21 protein-coding genes are annotated in these 25,362 nt (G+C 69.6%); 5 read left to right on the top strand and 16 right to left on the bottom strand.

Annotated features, from left to right (window positions below; translation table 11 throughout):
• The first annotated feature begins 3 nt into the window (after positions 1 to 3).
• The 4 genes from fahA (at position 4) to AB0I54_RS32780 (ending at position 3,676) form a co-directional block, all read left to right on the top strand.
• The gene (fahA, locus tag AB0I54_RS32795; protein ID WP_363299849.1) at positions 4 to 1,224 is read left to right on the top strand and encodes a fumarylacetoacetase; all 1,221 of its coding nucleotides are present in this window, start codon (positions 4 to 6) and stop codon (positions 1,222 to 1,224) included.
• Positions 1,225 to 1,311: 87 nt separating this feature from the next.
• Positions 1,312 to 2,085, top strand: a complete 774-nt coding sequence (locus AB0I54_RS32790; protein WP_363299848.1) for a hypothetical protein — start codon at positions 1,312 to 1,314, stop codon at positions 2,083 to 2,085.
• Positions 2,082 to 2,459, top strand: a complete 378-nt coding sequence (locus AB0I54_RS32785) for a GntR family transcriptional regulator (protein ID WP_363299847.1) — start codon at positions 2,082 to 2,084, stop codon at positions 2,457 to 2,459. Before AB0I54_RS32790 ends, AB0I54_RS32785 begins: the two co-directional genes overlap by 4 nt.
• 278 nt (positions 2,460 to 2,737) lie before the next feature.
• A complete protein-coding gene (locus AB0I54_RS32780) occupies positions 2,738 to 3,676 on the top strand; it encodes a M56 family metallopeptidase (protein WP_363299846.1) in 939 nt (312 codons plus the stop codon).
• Positions 3,677 to 3,746: 70 nt separating this feature from the next.
• Here AB0I54_RS32780 and recQ read toward each other — a convergent pair whose 3' ends face one another.
• The 15 genes from recQ to AB0I54_RS32705 form a co-directional block, all read right to left on the bottom strand.
• Positions 3,747 to 5,750 (bottom strand): DNA helicase RecQ, encoded by a 2,004-nt coding sequence (gene recQ, locus AB0I54_RS32775; protein WP_363299875.1) that lies wholly within the window; start codon positions 5,748 to 5,750, stop codon positions 3,747 to 3,749.
• 196 nt (positions 5,751 to 5,946) lie between these two features.
• Positions 5,947 to 7,596, bottom strand: a complete 1,650-nt coding sequence (nuoN, locus tag AB0I54_RS32770) for an NADH-quinone oxidoreductase subunit NuoN (RefSeq protein ID WP_363299845.1) — start codon at positions 7,594 to 7,596, stop codon at positions 5,947 to 5,949.
• On the bottom strand, positions 7,593 to 9,164 hold the full coding sequence (locus AB0I54_RS32765) for an NADH-quinone oxidoreductase subunit M (RefSeq protein ID WP_363299844.1): 1,572 nt from the start codon (positions 9,162 to 9,164) through the stop codon (positions 7,593 to 7,595). Before AB0I54_RS32765 ends, nuoN begins: the two co-directional genes overlap by 4 nt.
• A 5-nt stretch (positions 9,165 to 9,169) precedes the next feature.
• Positions 9,170 to 11,065, bottom strand: a complete 1,896-nt coding sequence (nuoL, locus tag AB0I54_RS32760) for an NADH-quinone oxidoreductase subunit L (RefSeq protein WP_363299843.1) — start codon at positions 11,063 to 11,065, stop codon at positions 9,170 to 9,172.
• 14 nt (positions 11,066 to 11,079) lie between these two features.
• Positions 11,080 to 11,379, bottom strand: coding sequence for an NADH-quinone oxidoreductase subunit NuoK (nuoK, locus tag AB0I54_RS32755; protein ID WP_066995480.1), 300 nt, complete (start codon positions 11,377 to 11,379; stop codon positions 11,080 to 11,082).
• Positions 11,376 to 12,218, bottom strand: coding sequence for an NADH-quinone oxidoreductase subunit J (locus tag AB0I54_RS32750; protein ID WP_363299842.1), 843 nt, complete (start codon positions 12,216 to 12,218; stop codon positions 11,376 to 11,378). Before AB0I54_RS32750 ends, nuoK begins: the two co-directional genes overlap by 4 nt.
• Positions 12,215 to 12,817, bottom strand: coding sequence for an NADH-quinone oxidoreductase subunit NuoI (gene nuoI, locus AB0I54_RS32745; RefSeq protein WP_363299841.1), 603 nt, complete (start codon positions 12,815 to 12,817; stop codon positions 12,215 to 12,217). Before nuoI ends, AB0I54_RS32750 begins: the two co-directional genes overlap by 4 nt.
• Complete coding sequence (nuoH, locus tag AB0I54_RS32740) at positions 12,810 to 14,174, bottom strand: NADH-quinone oxidoreductase subunit NuoH (RefSeq protein WP_363299840.1); 1,365 nt, start codon at positions 14,172 to 14,174, stop codon at positions 12,810 to 12,812. The genes nuoI and nuoH overlap by 8 nt, the downstream gene beginning before the upstream one ends.
• A complete protein-coding gene (locus tag AB0I54_RS32735) occupies positions 14,171 to 16,675 on the bottom strand; it encodes an NADH-quinone oxidoreductase subunit G (RefSeq protein WP_363299839.1) in 2,505 nt (834 codons plus the stop codon). The genes nuoH and AB0I54_RS32735 overlap by 4 nt, the downstream gene beginning before the upstream one ends.
• Positions 16,672 to 18,021, bottom strand: a complete 1,350-nt coding sequence (gene nuoF, locus AB0I54_RS32730; protein WP_363299838.1) for an NADH-quinone oxidoreductase subunit NuoF — start codon at positions 18,019 to 18,021, stop codon at positions 16,672 to 16,674. Before nuoF ends, AB0I54_RS32735 begins: the two co-directional genes overlap by 4 nt.
• A complete protein-coding gene (gene nuoE / locus AB0I54_RS32725; protein ID WP_363299836.1) occupies positions 18,018 to 18,830 on the bottom strand; it encodes an NADH-quinone oxidoreductase subunit NuoE in 813 nt (270 codons plus the stop codon). The genes nuoF and nuoE overlap by 4 nt, the downstream gene beginning before the upstream one ends.
• On the bottom strand, positions 18,827 to 20,167 hold the full coding sequence (locus AB0I54_RS32720; RefSeq protein WP_363299835.1) for an NADH-quinone oxidoreductase subunit D: 1,341 nt from the start codon (positions 20,165 to 20,167) through the stop codon (positions 18,827 to 18,829). Before AB0I54_RS32720 ends, nuoE begins: the two co-directional genes overlap by 4 nt.
• Positions 20,164 to 20,919, bottom strand: a complete 756-nt coding sequence (locus tag AB0I54_RS32715) for an NADH-quinone oxidoreductase subunit C (RefSeq protein ID WP_363299834.1) — start codon at positions 20,917 to 20,919, stop codon at positions 20,164 to 20,166. The genes AB0I54_RS32720 and AB0I54_RS32715 overlap by 4 nt, the downstream gene beginning before the upstream one ends.
• Complete coding sequence (locus AB0I54_RS32710; protein WP_361466338.1) at positions 20,916 to 21,470, bottom strand: NADH-quinone oxidoreductase subunit B family protein; 555 nt, start codon at positions 21,468 to 21,470, stop codon at positions 20,916 to 20,918. Before AB0I54_RS32710 ends, AB0I54_RS32715 begins: the two co-directional genes overlap by 4 nt.
• Before the next feature lie 13 nt (positions 21,471 to 21,483).
• Positions 21,484 to 21,843: an NADH-quinone oxidoreductase subunit A gene (locus AB0I54_RS32705; protein WP_007383963.1), complete on the bottom strand. Its 360-nt coding sequence runs from the start codon at positions 21,841 to 21,843 to the stop codon at positions 21,484 to 21,486.
• 745 nt (positions 21,844 to 22,588) lie between these two features.
• Here AB0I54_RS32705 and AB0I54_RS32700 point away from each other — a divergent pair.
• Positions 22,589 to 23,386: a C40 family peptidase gene (locus AB0I54_RS32700; RefSeq protein WP_363299833.1), complete on the top strand. Its 798-nt coding sequence runs from the start codon at positions 22,589 to 22,591 to the stop codon at positions 23,384 to 23,386.
• Positions 23,387 to 23,457: 71 nt separating this feature from the next.
• On the opposite strand, the gene AB0I54_RS32695 is transcribed toward AB0I54_RS32700, so the two are convergent.
• Entirely contained in the window at positions 23,458 to 25,287 is a 1,830-nt protein-coding gene (locus tag AB0I54_RS32695) for an FAD-dependent oxidoreductase (protein WP_363299832.1), read from the bottom strand.
• Positions 25,288 to 25,362 lie beyond the last annotated feature (75 nt).

Raw genomic sequence — 25,362 nt, 5'->3', positions numbered from 1 at the left:
CCCATGCCCCCCTTCGACGTCCCCGAGGGCGACCCCTTCGGTCCGCACAACCTTCCGTATGGCGTGTTCTCACCCACCGGCAGCCAGGAGCGGACCGTCGGAGTCCGGCTCGGCGACCACGTACTCGACGCCGGCGCGGCGGCGCACGCCCTCGGTTCCCCGTACGCCGCCCTGCTCGCGCAGCCGACCCTCAACCCGCTGCTGGCCGCCGGCCGCACGGCGTGGTCGGACGTCCGGCGCGCGCTGACGGCATGGGTCACGGTGCCCTCGCACCGCGAGACGATCGAACCGCTGTTCCACCCCCTGTCGTCGGTGACCCTGCATCTGCCCTTCGAGGTCGCCGACTACGTCGACTTCTACGCCTCCGAGAACCACGCCCGGAACGTGGGACAGATCTTCCGCCCCGACGCCGAGGACTCGCTGACCCCCAACTGGAAGCATCTGCCGATCGGCTACCACGGCCGTTCCGGCACGGTCGTGGTGTCGGGGACGGATGTCGTACGGCCGTCCGGGCAGCGCAAGGGTCCGAACGACCCGGCGCCCGTCTTCGGTCCGTCCGTCCGGCTGGACATCGAGGCCGAGGTCGGCTTCGTCGTGGGCGTGCCGTCGCAGCGGGGCGGGCCGGTGGCGCTGGGCGACTTCCGGGAGCACGTCTTCGGACTGTGCCTGCTGAACGACTGGTCGGCGCGGGACGTCCAGGCCTGGGAGTACGTCCCCCTCGGACCGTTCCTCGGCAAGTCCTTCGCCACGTCGGTGTCGGCGTGGATCACCCCGCTGGATGCGCTGGACGAGGCACGGGTGGCGCCGCCCGAGCGGACCTACCCGCTGCTGCCGTATCTGGACGACTCCACCGAAGCGGTGGAGCCCGGCGGCTACGACCTGCGGATCTCCGTCGCGATCAACGGTCACGTGGTGTCCGAGCCGCCGTTCTCCACCATGTACTGGACCGCCGCGCAGCAGCTGGCGCACATGACGGTGAACGGGGCCTCGCTGCGCACCGGGGACCTGTACGGCTCGGGGACCGTGAGCGGTCCGGTGGAGGGCGAGCGCGGCTCGCTGCTGGAACTGACCTGGAACGGGCGGGACCCGCTCGAACTGCCGGACGGAAAGCGGACGTTCCTGGAGGATGGGGACGTGGTGACGCTGTCGGCGTGGGCACCGGGCGCGGGCGGAGTCCGGGTGGGCCTGGGCGAGGTCACCGGGCGCGTTGTAGCAAGCAGTTGACACAAGCCCCCCGGGGATCGCATCTTGTACTCACCGCTTGATACAAGCGGTGAGTACAAGACGTGCTTCTTTTCCGGGGGAACTCTTATGACCGAAGTCGGTGCCACCGCATCGGCGTCACGCAGGTTCGTCGACCGCTACGCCCGCTGGACGGGCCTTTTGGCGGGCGCGCTCGTGGCGTACTGGCTCATCCCGATCGACCACGGTGACGGAATCCTGTACGCCATCCCGGCGTTCGGGCTGTGCGCGGTGGCCGGGGTACTGGTCGGCGACGCGCTGACGCAGCCGACCCGCGGTGCCGTGCGCACGGCGGGGCTCGCCCCGCGTCGGGTGCGCGACTACGTGCCGCCCCGGATGACCTGGGTGCTGATCGCGATGGCGGTCGTACTCGTGCTGCTGCTGGGCGTGGCCGCCGCGGTGGCCTCGCCGGACGACATGGGGCGGGCGAGCCGCGCGCTGACGATGACCTGCCGGGGCGGGACCGCGTCGTTCAGCCCCTGGCCCGGACTCCACTACGGCCTGCCGATACTGGCCTGCCTCGCCGTCGCCACCGGCGCCTGCGGCTGGTCCCTGCGGCGGATCGCGACCCGGCCCGGCGACGAGCAGTCCCGGCGCGACCGCAGCCTGGCGATCGTCGCGGCCTGGGGACTGGTGGTCTCGTTCTCCCTGTTCGGGACCACCACGGTGGCGGCCGGAGTGCTGATGGACTCCGGCTGCGGTGCGGTAGTGGGGCTCGTGGCCCGCTGGGTGCTGTGGCCGCTGTCCCTGGTCACCTTCGTGACCGTGGCGCTGATGCTGTCCATGGTCTGCGCGCCCCGGGCGACCTGGCGACGCCGGAGCGAGCGGCGGGTGCGCCGGTGAGCGGCGCGGCCGTACGGGTCGACACCAACAGCCCGGTCCCGCCGTACGAGCAGATCCGCGCCCAGCTCGCGGCTCTGATCACCACCGGCCGCCTGCCGGAGGGCGAACGCCTGCCGACGGTACGGCAGTTGGCGGCCGACCTGGGCCTGGCGGCGGGAACGGTGGCCCGCGCCTACCGCGAACTGGAGTCGGCGTCGCTGATCCGCACCCGCCGGGGCGCCGGAACCCGGGTGGCGCCGCTCCCGACCCCGCTCCAGCACCCCGACCCGGCCGAACTCGCCGCGCTGGCCAGGAGGTTCATTGCGGAGGCGCGGGCCATGGGGGCGGACGACGAGGCGGTTCTGAGCGCTGTGCGAGGGGCGTTGCGGGAGTAGGGGACGGTGGGGCGGCGGCGGGCGCAAGCCCGGGTGCGGCGGCGCGGAAATCCGGGGTGGCGGATAACCCTCGACTCCTGACTCCGGGGGTCCGTCACCGTCATACTGACGGGGCACAGCACAACCCGGCGTACGACAGCGGTAGCACCGCCGTGTGCCTGTTGCACCACCCGCCGCATCACCGACGTACGGCCGCGCCCTGCGCCGTACGAGCCGCCGCACCACCCCGGCCACCCGCCACCCGCCCCTGTCTCCGACCAGGAACCGGAGCCCCCGGCATGACCGTCTGCCTGCTCCTGCTGAGTGTCGTCGCCCTGTTGGCCGCCGTGCCGGCGCCGCGCGCGCTGACCCGGGCCATGTGGCCCGAGCGGGAACCCGTGGTGGGGCTGTGGGCGTGGCAGTGCCTGGTCGCCACCGTGCTGCTGTGCTGCCTGGCCGCGCTGGTGCTGGGGACCGCGACCGTGTTCCACACCGTGCGCGACCGGGTCTTCGCACCCGCGCCGCCCGCCGTCACCGCCGCGTACGACCTCTCCGTCGCCCCGGTCTGGGCCGTCGCGCTCACCGTGCTGCTGGCCTGCGGCGCCGCGTGGACGACGGCGATGCTCGCCCGTGAGCTCGCCGACGCACGCAGGCGGCGCGGACTGGCCCGGGCGCACCTGCGCGAACGCGCCCCCGACCTGCCCGCGGGGCTGCCGGCCGCGCGCGGGCCCATGCTGGTGCTGGAGGACGAGTACCCGGACGCCTGGTGGATGCCCGGACACCCGCCCCAACTGGTCGTCACCACCGGGGCCCTGCACCGGCTCACCGACCATCAGCTGGACGCGGTCCTGACCCATGAGCGCGGTCACGCCCGCGCCCACCACGACTGGCTGCTGCACCTGTCCACCGCGCTGGCCACCGGCTTCCCGCGCGTCCCGCTCTTCGCCCACTTCTGCGACCAGACCCACCGCCTGGTCGAACTGGCCGCCGACGACACGGCGTCCCGCCGCTGCGGCCACCTCACCACGGCCCTGGCCCTGATCGAGCTGAACCAGCACCGCGGCGTCCTGTCGTGCGCCTCCAGCCACCGTCTGCTGGGCGAGCGCGTCGACCGCCTCCTGGAGCCCCCACCGCGGCTGCTCCGCCGTCAGCGGGCGCTCACGACGACGCTGGCCGCGCTGGTCCCGCTCCTCCCGCTGCTGATCACGTTCGCTCCGGGTCTCACGGCGCTGTCCTGACCCTCGGCACCCGCTGCACCCACGGCGCCCGCCGCACCCGCTGCGGGTCTTTCACGGCAGGGGCGTCGGGCTATATCCAGTCCTCCGGCTCCGGCTCCATGTCCATCTCGGGCCAGTCGTCGTCCGGGGCGGCGGTGGTCACCGGTGCGGCCGCGGCCGGCGATGCGGCAGGGGCCGTGGCTTCGGCCGGGCCGTCCAGGGAGGCCAGCACCCCGAGCACACCCTCCCCGTACGTCGCCAGCTTCTTCTCCCCCACGCCACTGACCGTGCCCAGCTCGGCCACCGAGGCGGGCCGGCTGCTGACGATCTCCCGGAGCGTGGCGTCGTGGAAGATGACGTACGCCGGAACGCCCTGCTCACGGGCCTGTTCGGCGCGCCAGGCGCGCAGGGCCTCGAAGGCGGGGAGCAGTTCGTCGGGCAGCTCGGCCACGGCGGCCTTGGACTTGCGGTCGCCCCGGCCGGACGAAGACGATGTGGTGCGCGCGGCCGCCGGCTTCTTGGGCTCCTTGCGCAGCGGCACCTCCCGCTCCCGCCGCAGCACCGCTCCGCTCGCCTCGGTGAGGACCAGCGTGCCGTACTCCCCTTCGACCGCGAGCAGCCCCTGCGCCAGCAACTGCCGCACGACGCCCCGCCATTCGCCCTCGGCCAAGTCCTCGCCGATGCCGAACACGGACAGCTGGTCGTGGTCGAACTGGATCACCTTGCCGGTGCGCTTCCCGAGCAGGATGTCCACGATCTGCACGGCGCCGAACTTCTGTCCCCGCTCCCGCTGGAGTCTGACCACCGTCGACAGCACCTTCTGCGCGGCGATCGTGCCGTCCCAGGTCTCCGGAGGGGTCAGGCAGGTGTCGCAGTTGCCGCAGCCCGCGGGGTCGGGGTCCTGTCCGAAGTAGGCGAGCAGCTGGCCGCGACGGCAGCGGGCCGTCTCGCACAGCGCGAGCATCGAGTCGAGGTGGGCGGCCGCCCGGCGACGGAAGGCCTCGTCGCCCTCGCCGGACTGGATCAGCTTGCGCTGCTGTATGACGTCGTTCAGGCCGTAGGCCATCCAGGCCGTGGAGGGCAGTCCGTCGCGGCCCGCACGGCCCGTCTCCTGGTAGTAGCCCTCGATCGACTTGGGCAGGTCGAGGTGGGCGACGAACCGTACGTCCGGCTTGTCGATGCCCATGCCGAAGGCGATGGTCGCCACCACGACCAGGCCGTCCTCGCGCAGGAACCGGGACTGGTGCGCCGCGCGTGTACCCGCGTCCAGGCCGGCGTGGTAGGGCACCGCCTCCACGCCGTTGCGGCTCAGATACTCGGCGGTCTTCTCCACCGAGTTCCGCGAGAGGCAGTACACGATGCCCGCGTCGCCCGCGTGCTCCTCCCGCAGGAAGGCAAGCAGCTGCTTCTTGGGGTCGGCCTTGGGCACGATGCGGTACTGGATGTTGGGCCGGTCGAAGCTCGCCACGAAGTGGCGGGCCGTCGGGATGTGCAGCCGCTGTGTGATCTCCTCGTGCGTCGCCCGGGTGGCCGTCGCCGTGAGCGCGATCCGCGGGACGTCCGGCCAGCGCTCGCCCAGGACGGACAGGGCCAGATAGTCGGGGCGGAAGTCGTGGCCCCACTGGGAGACGCAGTGCGCCTCGTCGATCGCGAACACGGCGACCTTGCCCCGGGACAGCAGGTCCAGGGTGGAGTCCAGGCGCAGCCGCTCGGGCGCCAGGTACAGCAGGTCCAGCTCACCCGCCAGGAACTCCGCCTCGACCACGCGCCGCTCGTCGAAGTCCTGGGTGGAGTTGATGAACCCGGCGTTCACCCCGAGCGCCCGTAGCGCGTCGACCTGGTCCTGCATCAGTGCGATCAGCGGGGAGACCACGACTCCCGTACCCGGTCTGACCAGGGCGGGGATCTGGTAGCACAGCGACTTTCCGCCGCCGGTCGGCATGAGGACGACGGCGTCGCCACCGGCCACCACATGCTCGATGACCGCTTCCTGCTCACCGCGGAAGGCCTCGTACCCGAAGACCCGGTGCAGTGTCGCCAGCGCCTCGCTGTCGGTCGCCCCTGGCATCTCGCTGATCCCGCCCGTCCCACCCATCGTCGTGCCCCCCGTACGTCGTCCCTCGACCACTGCAACCACGATAGGGCTCCGCACCGACAGCACCGGAGTTATCCACAGGTTCCGTCCGATCCGTTGTGTGGTCGCCCACTGGCACGGGGTGATCGCGGAGCACGGCAAACGGCCCGGCACCCGTGAGGGGGTGCCGGGCCGTTGCGGTTCCGACCGGGGCTGCTCAGCGCACGAACACGCTCGCCTGGCTCGCCAGGTTCAGGAAGTACTGCGGTGCCACACCGAGGACCAGGGTCACCGCCACTCCCACGCCGATCGCCGCCATGGTCAGCGGGGACGGCACGGCGACCGTCGGTCCCTCCGGCTTCGGCTCGCTGAAGAACATCAGCACGATCACGCGGATGTAGAAGAACGCCGCGATCGCCGAGGAGATCACACCGATCACGACGAGCGGCGCGGCACCGCCCTCCGCCGCCGCCTTGAACACCGCGAACTTACCGGCGAAGCCCGAGGTCAGCGGGATACCGGCGAAGGCCAGCAGGAACACCGCGAACACGGCCGCGACCAGCGGCGAGCGCCGGCCGAGACCGGCCCACTTCGACAGGTGCGTCGCCTCGCCGCCCGCGTCGCGCACCAGGGTGACCACCGCGAACGCGCCGATCGTCACGAAGGAGTACGCGGCCAGGTAGAAGAGGACGGACGAGACGCCGTTCTGCGAGGTCGCGATGACACCCGCGAGGATGAATCCCGCGTGCGCGATCGACGAGTAGGCCAGCAGCCGCTTGATGTCGGTCTGGGTGATCGCGACGATCGCGCCGCCCAGCATGGTCAGGACCGCGATGGCCCACATGACCGGCCGCCAGTCCCAGCGCAGACCGGGCAGGACGACGTACAGCAGCCGCAGCAGCGCGCCGAACGCCGCCACCTTCGTCGCCGCCGCCATGAAGCCGGTCACCGGGGTCGGGGCGCCCTGGTAGACGTCGGGCGTCCACATGTGGAACGGCACCGCGCCCACCTTGAACAGCAGGCCCATCACCACCAGGCCGGTACCGATCAGCAGCAGCGCGTCGTTGCCCATGGTGCTGGCGAGCGCCGGGTCGACATTGGTGACCGTGCCGTCCACGACCTGCGCGATCCTCGCGTACGACACCGAGCCCGCGTAGCCGTACAGCAGCGCGATGCCGAACAGCGTGAACGCCGAGGCGAACGCGCCGAGCAGGAAGTACTTGACCGCGGCCTCCTGCGACATCAGCCGCTTGCGGCGGGCCAGCGCGCACATCAGGTACAGCGGGAGGGAGAAGACCTCCAGGGCCACGAACAGCGTCAGCAGGTCGTTGGCCGAGGGGAACACCAGCATGCCGGCGACGGCGAAGAGGAGGAGCGGGAAGACCTCGGTGGTGGTGAAGCCCGCCTTGACCGCCGCCTGCTCGCTGCCGCTGCCCGGCACGGACGCGGCCTGGGCCGCGAACGAGTCGACCCGGTTGCCGTGCGCCGCCGGGTCCAGGCGCCGTTCGGCGAAGGTGAACAGTGCCACCAGAGCGGCCAGCAGGATCGTGCCCTGCAGGAACAGGGACGGCCCGTCGACCGCGATCGCCCCCATGGCGGCGACGCGCGCCTTGGTCGTTCCGTATCCGTGGTTCGCCAGCGCGACGACCGCCGCGAAGGCGGCGCACAGCGCGACGACGGACACGAACACCTGCGCGTAGTACCGGGACTTGCGCGGTACGAACGCCTCGATGAGCACCCCGACGACGGCCGCGCCGACGACGATCAGGGTGGGCGACAATTGCCCATATTCGATCTTCGGCGTCTCGATCTTCGAGATCGGTTCGGCCGCGGTTGTCCACAGGCTGTGGACGGCTGCTGCGCTCACTTGGCCGCCTCCACCTCGGGCTTGGGGTCGGTCTTGTGTACGTCCGACAGGGTCTGCTTGACCGCCGGGTTGACGATGTCCGTGACGGGCTTCGGGTAGACGCCCAGGAAGATCAGAAGCACCACCAGCGGGGCCACGACCAGGAGTTCACGTGCCCTGAGGTCGGGCATCGCGGAGACCGCCGGCTTCACCGGGCCTGTCATCGTCCGCTGGTAGAGGACGAGGGTGTAGAGCGCCGCGAGGACGATGCCGAAGGTGGCGATGATGCCGATCACCGGGTAGCGGGTGAACGTGCCGACCAGGACCAGGAACTCGCTCACGAACGGCGCCAGCCCCGGCAGGGACAGCGTCGCCAGGCCGCCGACCAGGAACGTGCCGGCGAGCACCGGAGCAACCTTCTGCACGCCGCCGTAGTCGGCGATGAGCCGCGAGCCGCGCCGGGAGATCAGGAATCCGGCGACCAGCATCAGCGCGGCCGTCGAGATCCCGTGGTTGACCATGTAGAGCGTGGCGCCGGACTGGCCCTGGGTGGTCATCGCGAAGATGCCCATGATGATGAAGCCGAAGTGCGAGATCGACGCGTACGCCACCAGCCGCTTGATGTCCCGCTGGCCGACCGCGAGCAGTGCCCCGTAGATGATGCTGATCAGCGCCAGTACGAGGATCGCGGGCGTCGCCCACTTGCTCGCTCCCGGGAACAGTTGGAGGCAGAAGCGGAGCATCGCGAAGGTGCCCACCTTGTCGACGACCGCCGTGATGAGGACGGCGACCGGGGCGGTGGCCTCCTGCATCGCGTTGGGCAGCCAGGTGTGCAGCGGCCACAGGGGCGCCTTCACCGCGAAGGCGAAGAAGAAGCCCAGGAACAGCCAGCGTTCGGTGTTCGTCGCCATGTGCAGCGAGCCGTTGGCCCGCGCCTGCGCGATCTCCGGGAGGCTGAAGTTCCCGGCGACCACGTACAGGCCGATCACCGCGGCCAGCATGATCAGACCGCCGACCAGGTTGTACAGCAGGAACTTCACGGCCGCGTACGACCGCTGCGTCGAGGCCACCTCCTCGCCGTGCTCATGGGCACGGTCCCCGAAGCCGCCGATGAGGAAGTACATCGGGATGAGCATGGCTTCGAAGAAGATGTAGAAGAGGAAGACGTCGGTGGCCTCGAAGGAGATGATCACCATCGCCTCGACGGCCAGGATCAGCGCGAAGAAGCCCTGCGTCGGCCGCCAGCGGCGGCTTCCGGTCTCCATCGGGTCGGCGTCGTGCCAGCCCGCGAGGACGATGAACGGGATCAGCAGGGCAGTCAGTGCGACGAGGGCGACCCCGATGCCGTCCACCCCCAGCTCGTACCTGACCCCGAAGTCCTTGATCCAGGCATGGGATTCGGTGAGTTGGTAGCGGGCGCCGTCCGGGTCGAAGCGGACCAGGACGACGATCGCGAGGACGAGGGTGGCGAGCGAGACCAGCAGCGCCAGCCACTTGGCAGCGGTGCGCTGCGCGGCCGGTACGGCCGCCGTGGCGACCGCCCCCACGGCCGGGAGCACCGCCGTCGCTGTCAGCAGAGGAAAGGACATCGGTATCAGACCGCCCTCATCAGCAGGGTCGCGGCGACCAGGAGTGCCGCACCGCCGAACATCGAGACCGCGTAGGACCGCGCGAAGCCGTTCTGGACCTTGCGCAGCCGTCCGGACAGGCCGCCGAAACCGGCCGCCGTACCGTTGACGACCCCGTCGACCAGGGTGTGGTCGACGTACACCAGGGAGCGGGTGAGGTGCTCACCGCCGCGGACCAGGACGACATGGTTGAAGTCGTCCTGGAGCAGGTCGCGCCGGGCGGCCCGGGTGAGCAGCGAGCCACGCGGGGCGACGGCCGGAACGGGCTTGCGGCCGTACTGCGCGTAGGCGATGCCGGCACCGACGACCAGGCACACCAGGGTGGCACCGGTGACCGTCATGGCGCTGACCGGCGAGTTCCCCTCGGTGTGTCCGGTGACCGGCTCCAGCCAGTTCAGGAAGCGGTCGCCGAGGTTGAAGTAGAAACCGCCGAAGACCGAGCCGACGGCCAGCACGATCATCGGGATCGTCATGACCTTCGGCGACTCGTGCGGGTGCGGCTCGTGGCCGTTCTCGTCGGGCTGCCAGCGCTGCTCGCCGAAGAACGTCATCAGCATCACGCGCGTCATGTAGAACGCGGTGATGGCCGCGCCCAGCAGGGCCACACTGCCCAGGATCCAGCCCTGGGTGCCGCCCTTGGCGAAGGCCGCCTCGATGATGGCGTCCTTGGAGTAGAAGCCGGACAGGAACGGGAAGCCGATGATGGCGAGGTAGCCGAGCCCGAAGGTGACGAAGGTGACCGGCATGTACTTGCGCAGGCCGCCGTACTTCCTCATGTCGACCTCGTCGTTCATGCCGTGCATGACCGAACCGGCGCCGAGGAACAGCCCGGCCTTGAAGAAGCCGTGCGTCACCAGGTGCATGATCGCGAAGACGTAGCCGATGGGGCCGAGGCCCGCGGCCAGCACCATGTAGCCGATCTGCGACATGGTCGAGCCGGCCAGCGCCTTCTTGATGTCGTCCTTCGCGCAACCGACGATCGCACCGAACAGCAGCGTGACCGCGCCGACCACGGTGACCGCGAGCTGCGCGTCGGGGGCGGCGTTGAAGATCGCTGCGGAGCGGACGATCAGGTAGACACCCGCGGTCACCATCGTCGCGGCGTGGATGAGGGCCGAGACCGGGGTCGGGCCCTCCATCGCGTCCCCGAGCCAGGACTGCAGCGGCACCTGGGCGGACTTGCCGCAGGCGGCGAGCAGCAGCATCAGGCCGATGGCGGTGAGCTTGCCCTCGGAGGCGTCACCGACGTGGCTGAAGACCGGTCCGAAGGCGAAGGACCCGAACGTCGTGAACATCAGCATGATCGCGATCGACAGGCCCATGTCGCCGACGCGGTTGACCAGGAAGGCCTTCTTCGCGGCCGTCGCGGCACTCGGCTTGTGCTGCCAGAAGCCGATCAGCAGGTACGAGGCGAGACCGACGCCCTCCCAGCCGACGTACAGCAGCAGGTAGTTGTCGGCGAGGACGAGCAGCAGCATCGCCGCGAGGAACAGGTTCAGATAGCCGAAGAAGCGGCGGCGCCGCTCGTCGTGCTCCATGTACCCGACCGAGTACAGGTGGATCAGCGAGCCCACACCGGTGATCAGCAGGACGAATGTCATCGACAGCTGATCGAGGCGGAAGGTGACGTCCGCCTGGAAGCTGCCGACGGAGATCCACGTCCACAGGTGCTGGGTGAGCGTGCGGTTCTCGGCGCCCTTGCCCAGCAGATCGGCGAAGAGGATCACGCCGAACGCGAAGGAGGTGAAGGACAGGAGCGTGCCGATCCAGTGGCCGACGGCGTCCAGGCGCCGGCCACCGACCAACAGGACGGCCGCTCCGAGCAGGGGCGCCGCGATCAGCAGCGCAATCAGGTTCTCCACGATTCAGCGACCCCCTACAGCTTCATCAGGCTGGCGTCGTCGACCGAGGCCGAGTGGCGGGTACGGAACAGCGACACGATGATCGCGAGCCCGACCACGACCTCCGCGGCGGCGACGACCATCGTGAAGAAGGCGATGATCTGGCCGTCGAGATTGCCGTGCATCCGGGAGAAGACGACGAACGCGAGGTTGCAGGCGTTGAGCATCAGCTCGATGCACATGAACACGACGATCGCGTTGCGTCTGATCAGCACGCCGGTGGCGCCGATCGTGAACAACAGGGCGGACAGATAGAGGTAGTTGACGGGGTTCACTTCGACGCCTCCTCGGCCCGCTTGAAGTTCGCCGGATCGATCTCGGTCCGCTCCAGCCGCTCCTCGGCGCGCTGCTCCAGGGCCCGCAGGTCGTTGAGCGCCTCCACCGACACATCACGGATCTGGCCGCGCTCGCGCAGCGTCTTGCTGACCGTGAGCTCGGAGGGGGTGCCGTCGGGCAGCAGGCCCGCGATGTCCACGGCGTTGTGCCGGGCATACACACCGGGGGCGGGCAGCGGCGGCACGTTCTTGCCCTCGCGGACACGCTGCTCGGACAGCTCGCGCTGTGTCTTGGCCCGCTCGGTGCGCTCGCGGTGCGTGAGCACCATGGCGCCGACGGCCGCCGTGATGAGCAGGGCGCCGGTGATTTCGAAGGCGAAGACGTACTTGGTGAAGATCAGGGCCGCGAGGCCCTCCACGTTGCCGTTCGCGTTCGCCTTGCCGGTGCCGTCGAACTCCTTCAGGGAGGCGTTCCCGATGCCCGCGAAGAGCAGGACACCGAAGCCGACCCCACACGCAAGGGCCAGCCAGCGCTGACCCTTGATGGTCTCCTTCAGCGAGTCCGCAGCGGTCACACCCACGAGCATCACCACGAACAGGAAGAGCATCATGATCGCGCCCGTGTAGACGACGATCTGCACGATGCCCAGGAAGTAGGCGCCGTTGGCGAGGTAGAACACCGCCAGGACGATCATGGTCCCGGCGAGGCAGAGCGCGCTGTGCACGGCCTTCTTCATGAAGACGGTGCACAGGGCGCCGATCACGGCGACGCTGCCGAGGACCCAGAACTGGAAGGCCTCCCCGGTGGAGGTGGTGTAGGCGGCGAGCTGCGCGCTCATGCGTCGGCCCCCTGTTCTTCCGGCTGCTCGCCCTTGGAGACGGCGACCTGACGCACCGTCCCGGGCGCCGCCTCGGTGACAAGACCCCGGTAGTAGTCCTGCTCGTCCATCCCCGGGAAGATCGCATGGGGCGTGTCGACCATGGTCTCTTCCAGACCGGCGAGCAGCTGCTCCTTGGTGTAGATGAGGTTGGCGCGGCTGGAGTCCGCCAGCTCGAACTCATTGGTCATCGTGAGCGCGCGCGTGGGGCACGCCTCGATGCACAGGCCGCACAGGATGCAGCGGGCGTAGTTGATCTGGTAGACGCGGCCGTACCGCTCGCCGGGCGAGTAGCGTTCCTCGTCCGTGTTGTCGGCGCCCTCCACATAGATGGCGTCGGCGGGGCAGGCCCAGGCGCACAGCTCACAGCCGATGCACTTCTCCAGGCCGTCCGGATGGCGGTTGAGCTGGTGCCGTCCGTGGAACCGCGGAGCCGTGGTCTTCTTCTGTTCCGGGTACTGCTCGGTCAGCCGCTTCTTGAACATGGCCTTGAAGGTCACGCCGAAGCCGGCCACGGGGTTCAGGAAACCGGGCTTGGTCTCCTTGGGCTCCTCAGCCATCGGACGCCTCCTTTCCATCCGAAGATCCGTCACTGACAGTGTCCGACCCACCACTGACAATCAGCTCCCGCTCGCGGCGCGGACGGCGCCGGGGCACCGGCGGCAGCTGCTGTCCGGGCAGCGGCGGTACGGGGAATCCGCCGGCCGCCGGGTCGAACCCGGCCTGCTCCTCGGCGGGCGCCTCGGCCGTCTTCGCCTTCTCGCGGAAAATGTCGGCGACGAAGGTCAGAAGCAGCAGGGTCAGGACACCCCCGCCGACGTAGAGCGCGATGTCGGCGAAGTCGTAGTGCTCGTTGCGCAGGGTCCGCACGGTCGCGACGAGCATCAGCCAGGTCACGGAGACCGGGATGAGGACCTTCCAGCCGAGCTTCATCAGCTGGTCGTAGCGGACGCGGGGAAGCGTGCCACGCAGCCAGATGAAGAAGAAGAGCAGCAGCTGAACCTTGATGACGAACCAGAGCAGCGGCCACCAGCCGTGGTTCGCGCCCTCCCAGAAGCTGCTGATCGGCCAGGGGGCCCGCCAGCCGCCGAGGAAGAGCGTGGTCGACACGGCCGACACCGTCACCATGTTCACGTACTCGGCGAGCATGAACATCGCGAACTTGATGGACGAGTACTCGGTGTTGAAGCCGCCGACCAGGTCGCCCTCGGACTCCGGCATGTCGAAGGGGGCGCGGTTGGTCTCGCCGACCATCGTGACGATGTAGAGGAGGAAGGAGACCGGCAGCAGCACGATGTACCAGCGGTTCTGCTGCTGTTCGACGATCGTCGACGTCGACATCGACCCCGAGTAGAGGAACACGGAGGCGAACGCGGCGCCCATGGCGATCTCGTACGAGATCATCTGCGCGCAGGAGCGCAGGCCGCCGAGCAGCGGATAGGTGGATCCGGAACTCCAACCCGCCAGCACGATGCCGTAGATGCCGACCGAGGCGATCGCGAGGATGTAGAGCATCGCGATCGGCAGATCGGTGAGCTGCATCGTGGTGCGCGTACCGAAGATCGAGATCTCGTTGTCGGCCGGTCCGAAGGGGATCACCGCGATCGCCATGAAGGCCGGGATGGCCGCGACGATCGGCGCGAGGACGTAGACCACCTTGTCCGCGCGCTTGACGATGACGTCTTCCTTGAGCATCAGCTTGATGCCGTCGGCGAGCGACTGGAGCATGCCCCAGGGGCCGTGCCGGTTGGGGCCGATGCGCAGCTGCATCCAGGCGACGACCTTGCGCTCCCAGACGATGGAGAACAGCACGGTCACCATCAGGAAGGCGAAGCAGAAGACGGCCTTGACGACGACCAGCCACCAGGGGTCGTGGCCGAACATCGAGAGGTCTTCAGCGGCGAGGTACGGGCTCATGCCTCCACCTCCTCGGGGGCCTCACCGGCGGTGGCCGCCGGGCCGATGCGGACGAGGGCGCCGGGCAGCGCCCCGGTGTCGGAGGCGACGCCTCCACCCGCGGAGTTCAGCGGGAGCCAGACCACGCGGTCCGGCATCTGAGTGATCTCCAGCGGGAGTTCGACCGCACCCGAAGGTCCGGTCACGACCAGGACGTCGCCGTCCGCGACTCCCGCCTCGGCGGCCGTCGCCGCCGACAGGCGCGCGCGTGCCGCGTGCCGGGTTCCGGCGAGCGCCTCGTCGCCCTCCTGGAGGGCGCCCTGGTCGAGCAGCAGCCGGTGCCCGGCGAGCACGGCCTCTCCGGCGGCCGGACGCGGCAGCGCGACTCCCGTCTCCAGCGGGTCCGAGGCCCGCGGTCCGTCCCAGGGGCCGAGCCGGTCCAGCTCCGCGCGCGCGGTGCGCAGGTCCGGCAGCCCCAGGTGGACGTCCATGGCGTCGGCCAGCATCTGCAGGACGCGCGCGTCGGCCGGCGACAGCCGGCGGGTCATCTGGTCGGGCTTGAGCGCGGCCTCGAAGAGGCGGGCCCGGCCCTCCCAGTTGAGGAAGGTGCCCGCCTTCTCGGCGACCGCGGCGACCGGGAACACGACGTCGGCGAGCTCGGTGACCTCGCCGGGCCGCAGCTCCAGCGACACCACGAAGCCGACCTCGGACAGGGCCTCACGCGCGCGTGCCGGATCGGGCAGGTCGGCGACCTCCACGCCGGCGACCAGCAGCGCCTGGAGCTCTCCACTCGCGGCGGCGTCGATGATCCGGTCGGTGTCCCGGCCGTAGCGGAGCGGGAGTTCGGCGACTCCCCAGGCCGCGGCGACCTCCTCACGCGCGCGGGGGTCGGTGGCCGGACGTCCGCCCGGCAGCAGCGACGGCAGCGCGCCCGCCTCGATCGCGCCGCGCTCCCCGGCCCGGCGCGGGATCCACACCAGCTGGGCGCCGGTCGCGGTGGCGGCCCGTACGGCGGCGGTGAGGCCACCGGCGACCGCGGCCAGCCGCTCACCGACGACGATCACCGAGCCCTCGGCGCGCAGCGCCTCGGCCGCCTTCGTCCCCGGCTCCTCCAGGCCGACCCCGCTCGCGAGCGCGTCCAGCCACTCGGTCTCGGTGCCGGGAGCGGCCGGCAGCAGCGTGCCGCCAGCCTTCTCCAGGCCCCGGGTGGCGTGCGTGGCCAGCGAGAACACCTTCTGCTTGTGCTTCCGCCACGCCTTGCGCAGCCGCAGGAAGACGCCGGGCGCCTCCTCCTCCGACTCGAACCCGACCAGCAGGACGGCGGGTGCCTTCTCCAGGGAGGTGTAGGTGACGCCCGTACCGTCGAGGTCGCGGCCGTGTCCGGCGACCCGTGCGGCCAGGAAGTCGGCCTCCTCGCCGCTGTGCACGCGCGCGCGGAAGTCGATGTCGTTCGTGTCGAGGGCGACGCGCGCGAACTTGCTGTAGGCGTAGGCGTCCTCGACGGTCAGTCGCCCGCCGGTCAGGACACCGGTCCTGCCGCGCGAGGCCAGCAGCCCCTGTGCGGCGATCTGCAGCGCCTCCGGCCAGGACGCCGGTTCGAGCTCACCCTCGGCGTTGCGCACCAGGGGTGTGTCGAGCCGGTCCTTCAGCTGCGCGTACCGGAACGCGAAGCGCCCCTTGTCGCACATCCACTCCTCGTTGACCTCGGGGTCGTTGGCGGCGAGCCGCCGCATGACCTTGCCGCGCCGGTGGTCGGTGCGGGTGGCGCAGCCGCCGGAGCAGTGCTCGCACACGGAGGGCGAGGAGACGAGGTCGAAGGGGCGGGAGCGGAAGCGATACGCCGCCGACGTCAGCGCGCCGACCGGGCAGATCTGGATGGTGTTCCCGGAGAAGTACGACTCGAAGGGGTCGCCCTCGCCGGTGCCGACCTGCTGCAGCGCGCCCCGCTCCAGCAGCTCGATCATCGGGTCGCCCGCGATCTGGTTGGAGAACCGGGTGCAGCGGGCGCACAGCACGCACCGCTCGCGGTCGAGCAGCACCTGGGTGGAGATCGGGACGGGCTTCTCGAACGTCCGCTTGCGGCCGTCGAAGCGGGACTCGGCGTTGCCGTGCGACATCGCCTGGTTCTGCAGCGGGCACTCGCCGCCCTTGTCGCAGACCGGGCAGTCCAGCGGGTGGTTGATGAGGAGGAACTCCATCACACCGCGCTGCGCCTTCTCGGCGACCGGCGAGGTGAGCTGAGTCCTCACCACCATCCCGTCCGTACATGTGATCGTGCACGACGCCATGGGCTTGCGCTGGCCCTCGACCTCGACGATGCACTGGCGGCAGGCGCCGACCGGGTCGAGGAGGGGGTGGTCGCAGAACCGGGGGACCTCGACGCCGAGCTGCTCGGCGGCCCGGATGACCAGGGTGCCCTTGGGCACGCTGATCTCCATGCCGTCGATCGTCAGCGTGACGAGGTCCTGCGGCGGGACCGCCGCCTCTCCCCCTCCCGAGGGAGTGCTGGTGGTCACGGTCATGCGTTCACCTCCGGGCGGTCGGCCCAGGCCGTCGACTTTGCCGGGTCGAAGGGGCAGCCCCGGCCCGTGATGTGCTGCTCGTACTCCTCGCGGAAGTACTTGAGCGAGGAGAAGATCGGCGAGGCGGCACCGTCGCCGAGGGCGCAGAAGGCCTTGCCGTTGATGTTGTCGGCGATGTCGTAGAGCTTGTCGAGGTCGGCCATGGCGCCCTTGCCGGCCTCGATGTCACGCATCAACTGGACGAGCCAGTACGTGCCTTCACGGCAGGGTGTGCACTTGCCGCAGGACTCGTGGGCGTAGAACTCGGTCCAGCGGGTCACGGCGCGCACGACGCAGGTGGTCTCGTCGAAGCACTGCAGGGCCTTGGTGCCGAGCATGGAACCCGCGGCGCCCACTCCTTCGTAATCGAGCGGGACGTCGAGGTGCTCCTCGGTGAACATCGGCGTCGAGGAGCCGCCCGGCGTCCAGAACTTGAGGCGGTGCCCGGGGCGCATCCCGCCGCTCATCTCCAGGAGCTGGCGGAGCGTGATGCCGAGCGGCGCCTCGTACTGGCCGGGGCTGGCGACGTGGCCGCTGAGCGAGTAGAGCGTGAAGCCGGGTGACTTCTCGCTGCCCATCGACCTGAACCATTCCTTGCCGTTTTTCAGGATGGCGGGAACCGACGCGATGGACTCGACGTTGTTCACAACAGTCGGGCACGCATAGAGGCCCTCGACGGCAGGGAAGGGGGGACGGAGCCGCGGTTGACCACGGCGGCCTTCGAGCGAGTCGAGCAGTGCGGTCTCCTCACCGCAGATGTACGCGCCGGCGCCGGCGTGCACGGTGAGCTGGAGATTCAGCCCGCTGCCCAGGATGTTCTCGCCGAGGTAGCCCGCCTCGTAGGCCTCGCGCACGGCCTCGTGCAACCGCCGCAGAATGGGGACGACTTCACCCCGCAGATAGATGAAGGCATGCGACGACCTGATGGCATAGCACGCGATCACAATGCCCTCGATGAGGCTGTGCGGGTTCGCGAAGAGGAGCGGGATGTCCTTGCAGGTCCCGGGCTCCGATTCGTCGGCGTTGACAACTAGATAGTGCGGTTTTCCATCACCCTGCGGAATGAACTGCCATTTCATTCCGGTCGGGAATCCCGCGCCGCCGCGCCCGCGCAGACCGGAGTCCTTGACGTACGCGATCAGGTCGTCCGGCGACATGGCGAGCGCCTTGCGCAGCCCCTCGTACCCTTCGTGCCTCCGGTAGACGTCCAGCGTCCAGGACCTGTCCTCGTCCCAGAAGGCCGACAGCACGGGTGCGAGCAGCTTCTCGGGGCTGGTGTCCTTGAGATCGGCTGCCACGGTCATCACTCCCCCTCCTCGGCGGTAGGCCCTGCCGGGTGCTCCGGGTCGGCGGCCGATGTGTCCTGCGGCTCGTCGTGCGGTCCGCCGTCGCGCGGATGCACCACCCGCGCGGGTGCGGTCTCTCCCTTTGCCAGGCGAAGGCCCACCAGCGAAGCGGGGCCGGCGCTGCCGCTCTCCTCGACGGCCCCGGGCCGCTCGTCGGGGAAGCCGGCCAGTATGCGGGAGGTCTCCTTGAAGGTGCACAGGCGCGCCCCGCGCGTGGGCTCGACGGGGCGTCCCTCGCGGAGGTCGTCGACCAGTTGCCGTGCGCTCGCGGGGGTCTGGTTGTCGAAGAACTCCCAGTTGACCATCACGACCGGCGCGAAGTCGCAGGCCGCGTTGCACTCGATGTGCTCCAGGGTGACCTTGCCGTCGTCGGTGGTCTCACCGTTGCCGAGGCCCAGGTGGTCCTGGAGGGACTCGAAGATCGCGTCGCCGCCCATCACCGCGCAGAGCGTGTTGGTGCAGACGCCGACCTGGTAGTCGCCGCCCGGCCTGCGCCGGTACATCGTGTAGAAGGTGGCGACCGCGGTGACCTCCGCCGTGGTCAGGTCCAGCATGTCCGCGCAGAACTGCATCCCGGTGCGCGTGACATGGCCCTCCTCCGACTGCACGAGGTGCAGCAACGGCAGGAGCGCGGACCGGGAGTCGGGGTATCGCGCGATGACCTCGCGCGCGTCCGCCTCCAGCCGGGCTCGGACGTCGTCCGGGTAGTCGGGTGCGGGCAGCTCGGGCATGCCCAGGCTGACGCCCCGCTCCGAAGAACTCGTGCTCACCGGTCGACGCCTCCCATCACGGGGTCGATGGATGCGACGGCGACGATGACGTCGGCGACCTGGCCGCCTTCGCACATGGCCGCCATGGCCTGCAGGTTGGTGAAGGACGGGTCCCGGAAGTGGACCCGGTAGGGGCGGGTGCCGCCGTCGGACACGACGTGCACCCCGAGCTCGCCCTTGGGTGACTCGACTGCCGCGTACGCCTGTCCCGGCGGTACGCGGAAGCCCTCGGTGACCAGCTTGAAGTGGTGGATCAGGGCCTCCATGGAGGTGCCCATGATCTTCTTGATGTGGTCGAGGGAGTTGCCCAGTCCGTCCGGTCCCAGGGCGAGCTGGGCGGGCCAGGCGATCTTCTTGTCGGCGACCATGACCGGTCCGGGCTGCAGCCGGTCCAGGCACTGCTCGACGATGTGGAGCGATTGGCGCATCTCCTCCAGGCGGATCAGGAAGCGTCCGTAGGAGTCGCAGGAGTCGGCGGTCGGGACCTCGAAGTCGTAGGTCTCGTAGCCGCAGTAGGGCTGGGTCTTGCGCAGGTCGTGCGGCAGGCCGGTGGCGCGCAGGATCGGGCCGGTGGCGCCGAGGGCCATGCAGCCGGCCAGGTCGAGGTAGCCGATGTCCTGCATGCGGGCCTTGAAGATGGGGTTCCCGGTGGCGAGCTTGTCGTACTCCGGGAGGTTCTTCTTCATCTTCTTCACGAACTCGCGGATGTGGTCCACCGCGCCGGGCGGCAGGTCCTGGGCGAGTCCGCCGGGCCGGATGTACGCGTGGTTCATGCGCAGGCCCGTGACCAGCTCGTAGATGTCGAGAATCATTTCACGATCACGGAATCCGTAGATCATGATCGTGGTGGCGCCGAGCTCCATGCCGCCGGTGGCGATGCACACCAGGTGGGAGGACAACCGGTTCAGCTCCATCAGGAGCACCCGGATGATCTTGGCGCGCTCGGTGATGTCGTCCTCGATGCCGAGGAGCTTCTCGACGGCGAGACAGTAGGCGGTCTCGTTGAAGAAGGACGTCAGGTAGTCCATGCGCGTCACGAACGTGGTGCCCTGCGTCCACGTGCGGAATTCGAGGTTCTTCTCGATGCCCGTGTGGAGGTAGCCGATGCCGCAGCGGGCCTCGGTGACCGTCTCGCCCTCGATCTCCAGGATGAGCCGGAGCACTCCGTGGGTGGACGGGTGCTGGGGACCCATGTTGACGACGATGCGCTCGTCGTCGGCGCGGGCCGCGGACTGGACGATCTCGTCCCAGTCGCCACCGGTGACCGTATATACGGTGCCCTCGGTGGTCTCGCGCGCCGAGGCGGCCGAGGCTGCGGATGCTGACTGCGTGCTCACGAGTACGACCTCCGCTGGTCCGGAGCCGGGATCTGGGCGCCCTTGTACTCGACGGGGATGCCGCCGAGGGGGTAGTCCTTGCGCTGCGGATGGCCCTGCCAGTCGTCCGGCATCATGATCCGCGTCAGGGCCGGGTGACCGTCGAAGACGATCCCGAAGAAGTCGTAGGTCTCGCGCTCGTGCCAGTCGTTGGTCGGGTACACGGAGACCAGGGACGGGATGTGCGGGTCGCCGTCCGGGGCGCTGACCTCCAGGCGGACGAGCCGGTTGTGGGTGATCGAGCGCAGGTGGTAGACGGCGTGCAGCTCGCGGCCCTTGTCGTGCGGGTAGTGGACACCGCTGACGCCGGTGCAGAGCTCGAAGCGCAGGGCCGGGTCGTCGCGCAGGGTCTGGGCGACCCGGACGAGGTGCTCGCGCTCGATGTGGAAGGTGAGCTCGCCGCGGTCGACGACCGTCTTCTCGATGGCGTTCTCGGGGAGGAGTCCCTGTTCCTCCAGGGCGCCCTCCAGCTCGTCGGCGACCTCGTCGAACCAGCCGCCGTAGGGGCGGTTCGCCGGTCCCGGGAGCCGGACCGAGCGGACGAGACCGCCGTATCCGGAGGTGTCGCCGCCGTTGTTGGCGCCGAACATGCCGCGCTGGACGCGGATCTCCTCGCCACCCTGGCCGCGCTGGCCGGGGAGGTTGTCGGCGGCGAGGTCCTTGTCGGGGTTCACGCCGTTGGAAGCACCGCTGGTGCCGTTCGCGTCGCTCACCGCAGCAGCCCCTTCATCTCGATCGTGGGCAGCGCCTTGAGCGCGGCCTCCTCCGCCTCGCGGGCCGCTTCCTGGGCGTTCACACCGAGCTTGGAGGACTGGATCTTCTGGTGGAGCTTGAGGATCGCGTCCATCAGCATCTCGGGCCGGGGCGGGCAGCCGGGCAGATAGATGTCGACCGGGACGATGTGGTCGACGCCCTGGACGATCGCGTAGTTGTTGAACATGCCGCCCGAGGAGGCGCAGACACCCATGGAGATCACCCACTTCGGGTTGGGCATCTGGTCGTAGACCTGCCTCAGCACCGGCGCCATCTTCTGGCTCACCCGGCCCGCGACGATCATCAGGTCCGCCTGCCGCGGTGAGCCGCGGAAGACCTCCATGCCGAAGCGCGCCAGGTCGTAGCGGCCGGCGCCGGTCGTCATCATCTCGATGGCGCAGCAGGCCAGGCCGAACGTGGCGGGGAAGACGGACGCCTTGCGCACCCAGCCCGCGGCCTGCTCGACGGTGGTCAGCAGGAAACCGCTCGGCAGCTTTTCTTCGAGTCCCATGTCGTTAGGCCCCTCAGTCCCATTCCAGGCCGCCGCGCCGCCATACGTACGCGTAGGCGACGAAGACGGTGAGCACGAAGAGCAACATCTCCACGAGCCCGAAAACACCCAGGGCGTCGAAGGTGACGGCCCAGGGGTAAAGGAAGACGATCTCGATGTCGAAGACGATGAAGAGCATCGCCGTCAGGTAGTACTTGATCGGGAAACGCCCGCCTCCGGCCGGCGTGGGGGTCGGCTCGATACCGCACTCGTACGCCTCTAGCTTGGCGCGGTTGTACCGCTTCGGACCGATCAGCGTGGCCATGACCACGGAGAAGATCGCAAAGCCTGCCCCGAGGGCTCCCAGTACGAGGATGGGCGCATACGCGTTCACCGCTCCTCGCTCCTCTCAGTCGGCACTGACTGCTGGCGGGTTGCCGTGGGCCCACTTCCGCCCCACCCGTCCCCCTGACCCCGCTCGTCCCGGGCGAAGATCGAGAACATGTGAAGCAGGTCACAAGCCCAACTGCCTCGCATCTTATGCCCGCGACTCTGTGATCTGCGACACGGGGTATTACCCAAGCTTTGTGATCTCTGCCACCTGACGAACGATCATGAAGTCGGATGAGCGGTGATCTTCGCACGAGAAGCGTTCAGGTGTTCACCAAAAGTGACATTTTCGCTCGTCGTCGCAGGCCGGAGGGGACGTCTCCATATCAAGAGGCTTCTCTTGCATGCAAATTCGTGTTGGACGTGGCGTCCTGCTAGTGGGGTCCGTTCACACATCAGGGGGACGCTCGGGGTGCGATGTGGACGCGTGCACGGATTCACGAGCTCGACGCGACCGGTCCACGCGCGGGACGCCACCCCTCCGGTAACCGTTCCGTGACCTCCGCCACATTCATGAGAGCGGTCTGAGAACCGGGCTTGGCCACCGACCCCATGCGGTGGTAAGTGCAGGGCAATTCGGACGTAATAACGAAACGACATGATCACGGGCTTGATCACGGTAGTCCGCAATGTCCGTTACGGCGTCAATAAAGAACGACGCGCCCGGGGTTCACGGTCTCGATTGAACAACTGTGGCGCAGCACACGTTTCTTGAAGATATGAAGGAGCCCCTGGTACCCGTTGTTCTCATGTCCCACACCGCTCACATACGCAGCCACCGGAAGCCCCGCAGCCGCAGCGCGTCGACGATCGCGATGCGGGCCGGAGTTGCCGGTGGCGTCCTCAGCCTGGCCGCTGCCGGCGCGTCCGCGTCGGCCTACGCCGACGAGCCTGTGACGCAGACGCTCGAACTGCCCGCCCTGACGGCCGACATGGCCACCCAGGTCGCCCAGTCCGCGGACGCAACGCAGCAGGCCGCCGCGAACTACCAGCTGCAGGCCGAGCGTGACGCGGCCGCCGCAAATGCCGCAAAGCAGGCCAAGGCGGATCTCGCCGAGGCGAAGCAGAAGGCGGAGGCCAAGAAGAAGGCCGCCGAGGCCGCCCGCAAGGCCGCCGCCGCGCGCGCCAGCCGCACCGCAGAGCGGACCACCCTCAGCGCCACCGGCACGAACTCCAGCACGTCCACGGCCACCGGCTCGGCCGCGGCCGTCGTCTCCTTCGTGAAGGCGCAGATCGGCAAGTCCTACGTCCTGGGCGCCACCGGCCCCAGCGCCTACGACTGCTCCGGCCTCGTGCAGGCCGCCTTCAAGCAGGTCGGCATCAGCCTGCCGCGTGTCTCGCAGTCCCAGTCGACCGCCGGCACCCAGGTCTCGCTGAGCAACCTGCAGCCGGGCGACATCCTCTACTGGGGCAGCGCGGGCAGCGCGTACCACGTGGCGGTGTACGTCGGCGACGGCATGTTCGTCGGCGCGCAGAACCCGTCCACCGGCATCGTGGAGAAGCCGCTGTCGTACGACCCGCCGACCGGCGCGGTGCGGGTGCTCTAGGAGCACACCGCGGCAGCACGCCGTATTCACGTGAAGGGCCGCAGCCGCTCGGGGGCAGCGGCCCTTCGCGTTCACCCCAGGTCGAAGGTGTTGGGCAGGCCCAGCCGGAGGCGCAGCTCGTCGACCCGTTTCAGGGGCTCCAGCTCCGGCGGACGGAACAGGTCCCACACGCGGCACCGCTCCGCGCCCGAATTGTCCGTGTCGAGCAGTGCGTTGACGGCCCGTCGCGCGGACTCGTTGGCACCCTCCATCGTGGCCAGGTCGACGTCCGTACGGACGTAGTCGCCCGCGAGGAAGAAGTTCGGCACCTTCGTGCGGGCCGAGGGGCGGTTGTAGAGGGTGCCCGTGGGGTGGATGAGGAGCTGCTCGCGGTTGCGCGGCTCGGGGCCGCCCAGGCCCGTCACGGCCGGGTCCATGAACCAGCCGAGCCGGTCCCCGTCGGTGAGGGTCGTCTTGCCTGAGTCGTTCAGCCCGTCCTTCAGCTGGGCCCAGAGTTCGGCGACGACCTCTTCCTTGGTGCACTCGCGGGCCGTCTTGCCGTACAGGATGCCGGGTTTGTCCCACTCGGAGATGATCGTGGACAGGCACTCATGGGCCTGCCCGTCGCCGTAGTCGCGCGAAAAGTCCCGTCCGTCCCAGAACTGGGACTGGCCGATGCCGGTGACCGCCCAGGGTGAGTCGAGGCAGTTGATGTGCCCGTGCACGACGGGTGTGGGCGTGCGCAGATAGAACATCACGCCGGTCATCCAGTCCGTCTTCAGCGCGTCGCACCGCCCGAGCTGCGGGTCGGCCGCGCGCAGGGCCGGGCCCCAGGTCGCGCGGGCGTGTTCGACGGGCATCGCCGAGACGTAGTGGTCGGCGGTGACGGTGCGCTCCGCGCCGCCGCCGCGGGGCGCGACACGGACGCCGGTCACCCGGCCGCCCTCGAAGACCACTTCCCGGACCTCCGTGCCGAGCACGAATTCGACACCGCGCGAGCGCAGATACGCCTCCCAGGGGTCGATCCAGGCCTCGCTCGTCGGGGCGTTGAGGACGCGGTCGACGTCGGCGTCGCCGTCCATGCCCCGGCCGAGCAGGCCCCACAGCAGCAGGGCCTCGATGATGACGCGGCCGACCGTGCGGGTGGAGGCGATCTCGGCGCGGGTGGCGACCAGGTTGCGGGTCTGGCCGATGCCGAGGAGCACCTGGTACTCGGCGCTCATCTCCCCGGCCCGGATGAAGTCCCACCACGGCGTCTTCTCCCACTGGTCCTCGCGGCGGGCCTCGCAGCTGGTGAGGTGGACCAGCAGCCGGTCGGCGAAGTAGGCGGCCTCGTGGGCGGGCAGCCGGGTGCCGAGGTCGAGCACGGACAGGATCTGGTCGCGCAGCCATGCCGGGGTGATGTCGCCGGGTGCGGGCGGGGTGGTGACCCGGCGCAGCGGAAAGTGCAGATCCGGGCGGCCGGACGCGCGGGCGAACAGCGCCTCGGTGCCGCTGCGGAGGTTGTCGTGGACGCCGTTCGCGTTGCCGGGGAAGGGGATGCGGCGCATGGTGTCCGGCAGGTTCCGGTAGAAGCCGGGGAAGAAACGGAAGCCGTGCTCCGCGGGCAGCGGTCTGCGGCCGCCCGAGGCCGTGCCGGGGACGTCCATGGAGCGGGCCTTGCCGCCGAGGGCGTCGTAGTACTCGTAGACGGTGACGGCGTAGCCGCGTTCGGCGAGTTCGTGGGCGGCACTGAGGCCGGAGACACCGCCCCCGAGGACGGCGACCCGTTTCCCGGACGGCGCGGCGGCGGCACCGGCAGCGGGCCCCAAGACGGTGGCAGCGACCGCTCCCCCGGCGACCGTCGCCCCGGCGGCGGCCAGGAAGCGTCTGCGGGAGTGTCCGGCGTTCTCCTGGGGCTGCTGCGCGTGTTCTGGTGTCATGAGAACCGGAGGGTAGGCAGGGGCCCGGGAAGCCGGAACCCCGTTCCTCCGCCACCCACAGCATCCTCACAATCA

Origin of the sequence: Streptomyces sp. NPDC050625, assembly GCF_040654755.1 — a bacterium.
In the GTDB taxonomy this organism is placed as follows: Bacteria; Actinomycetota; Actinomycetes; order Streptomycetales; family Streptomycetaceae; genus Streptomyces.
This window is presented reverse-complemented; position numbering and strand designations above follow the sequence as displayed.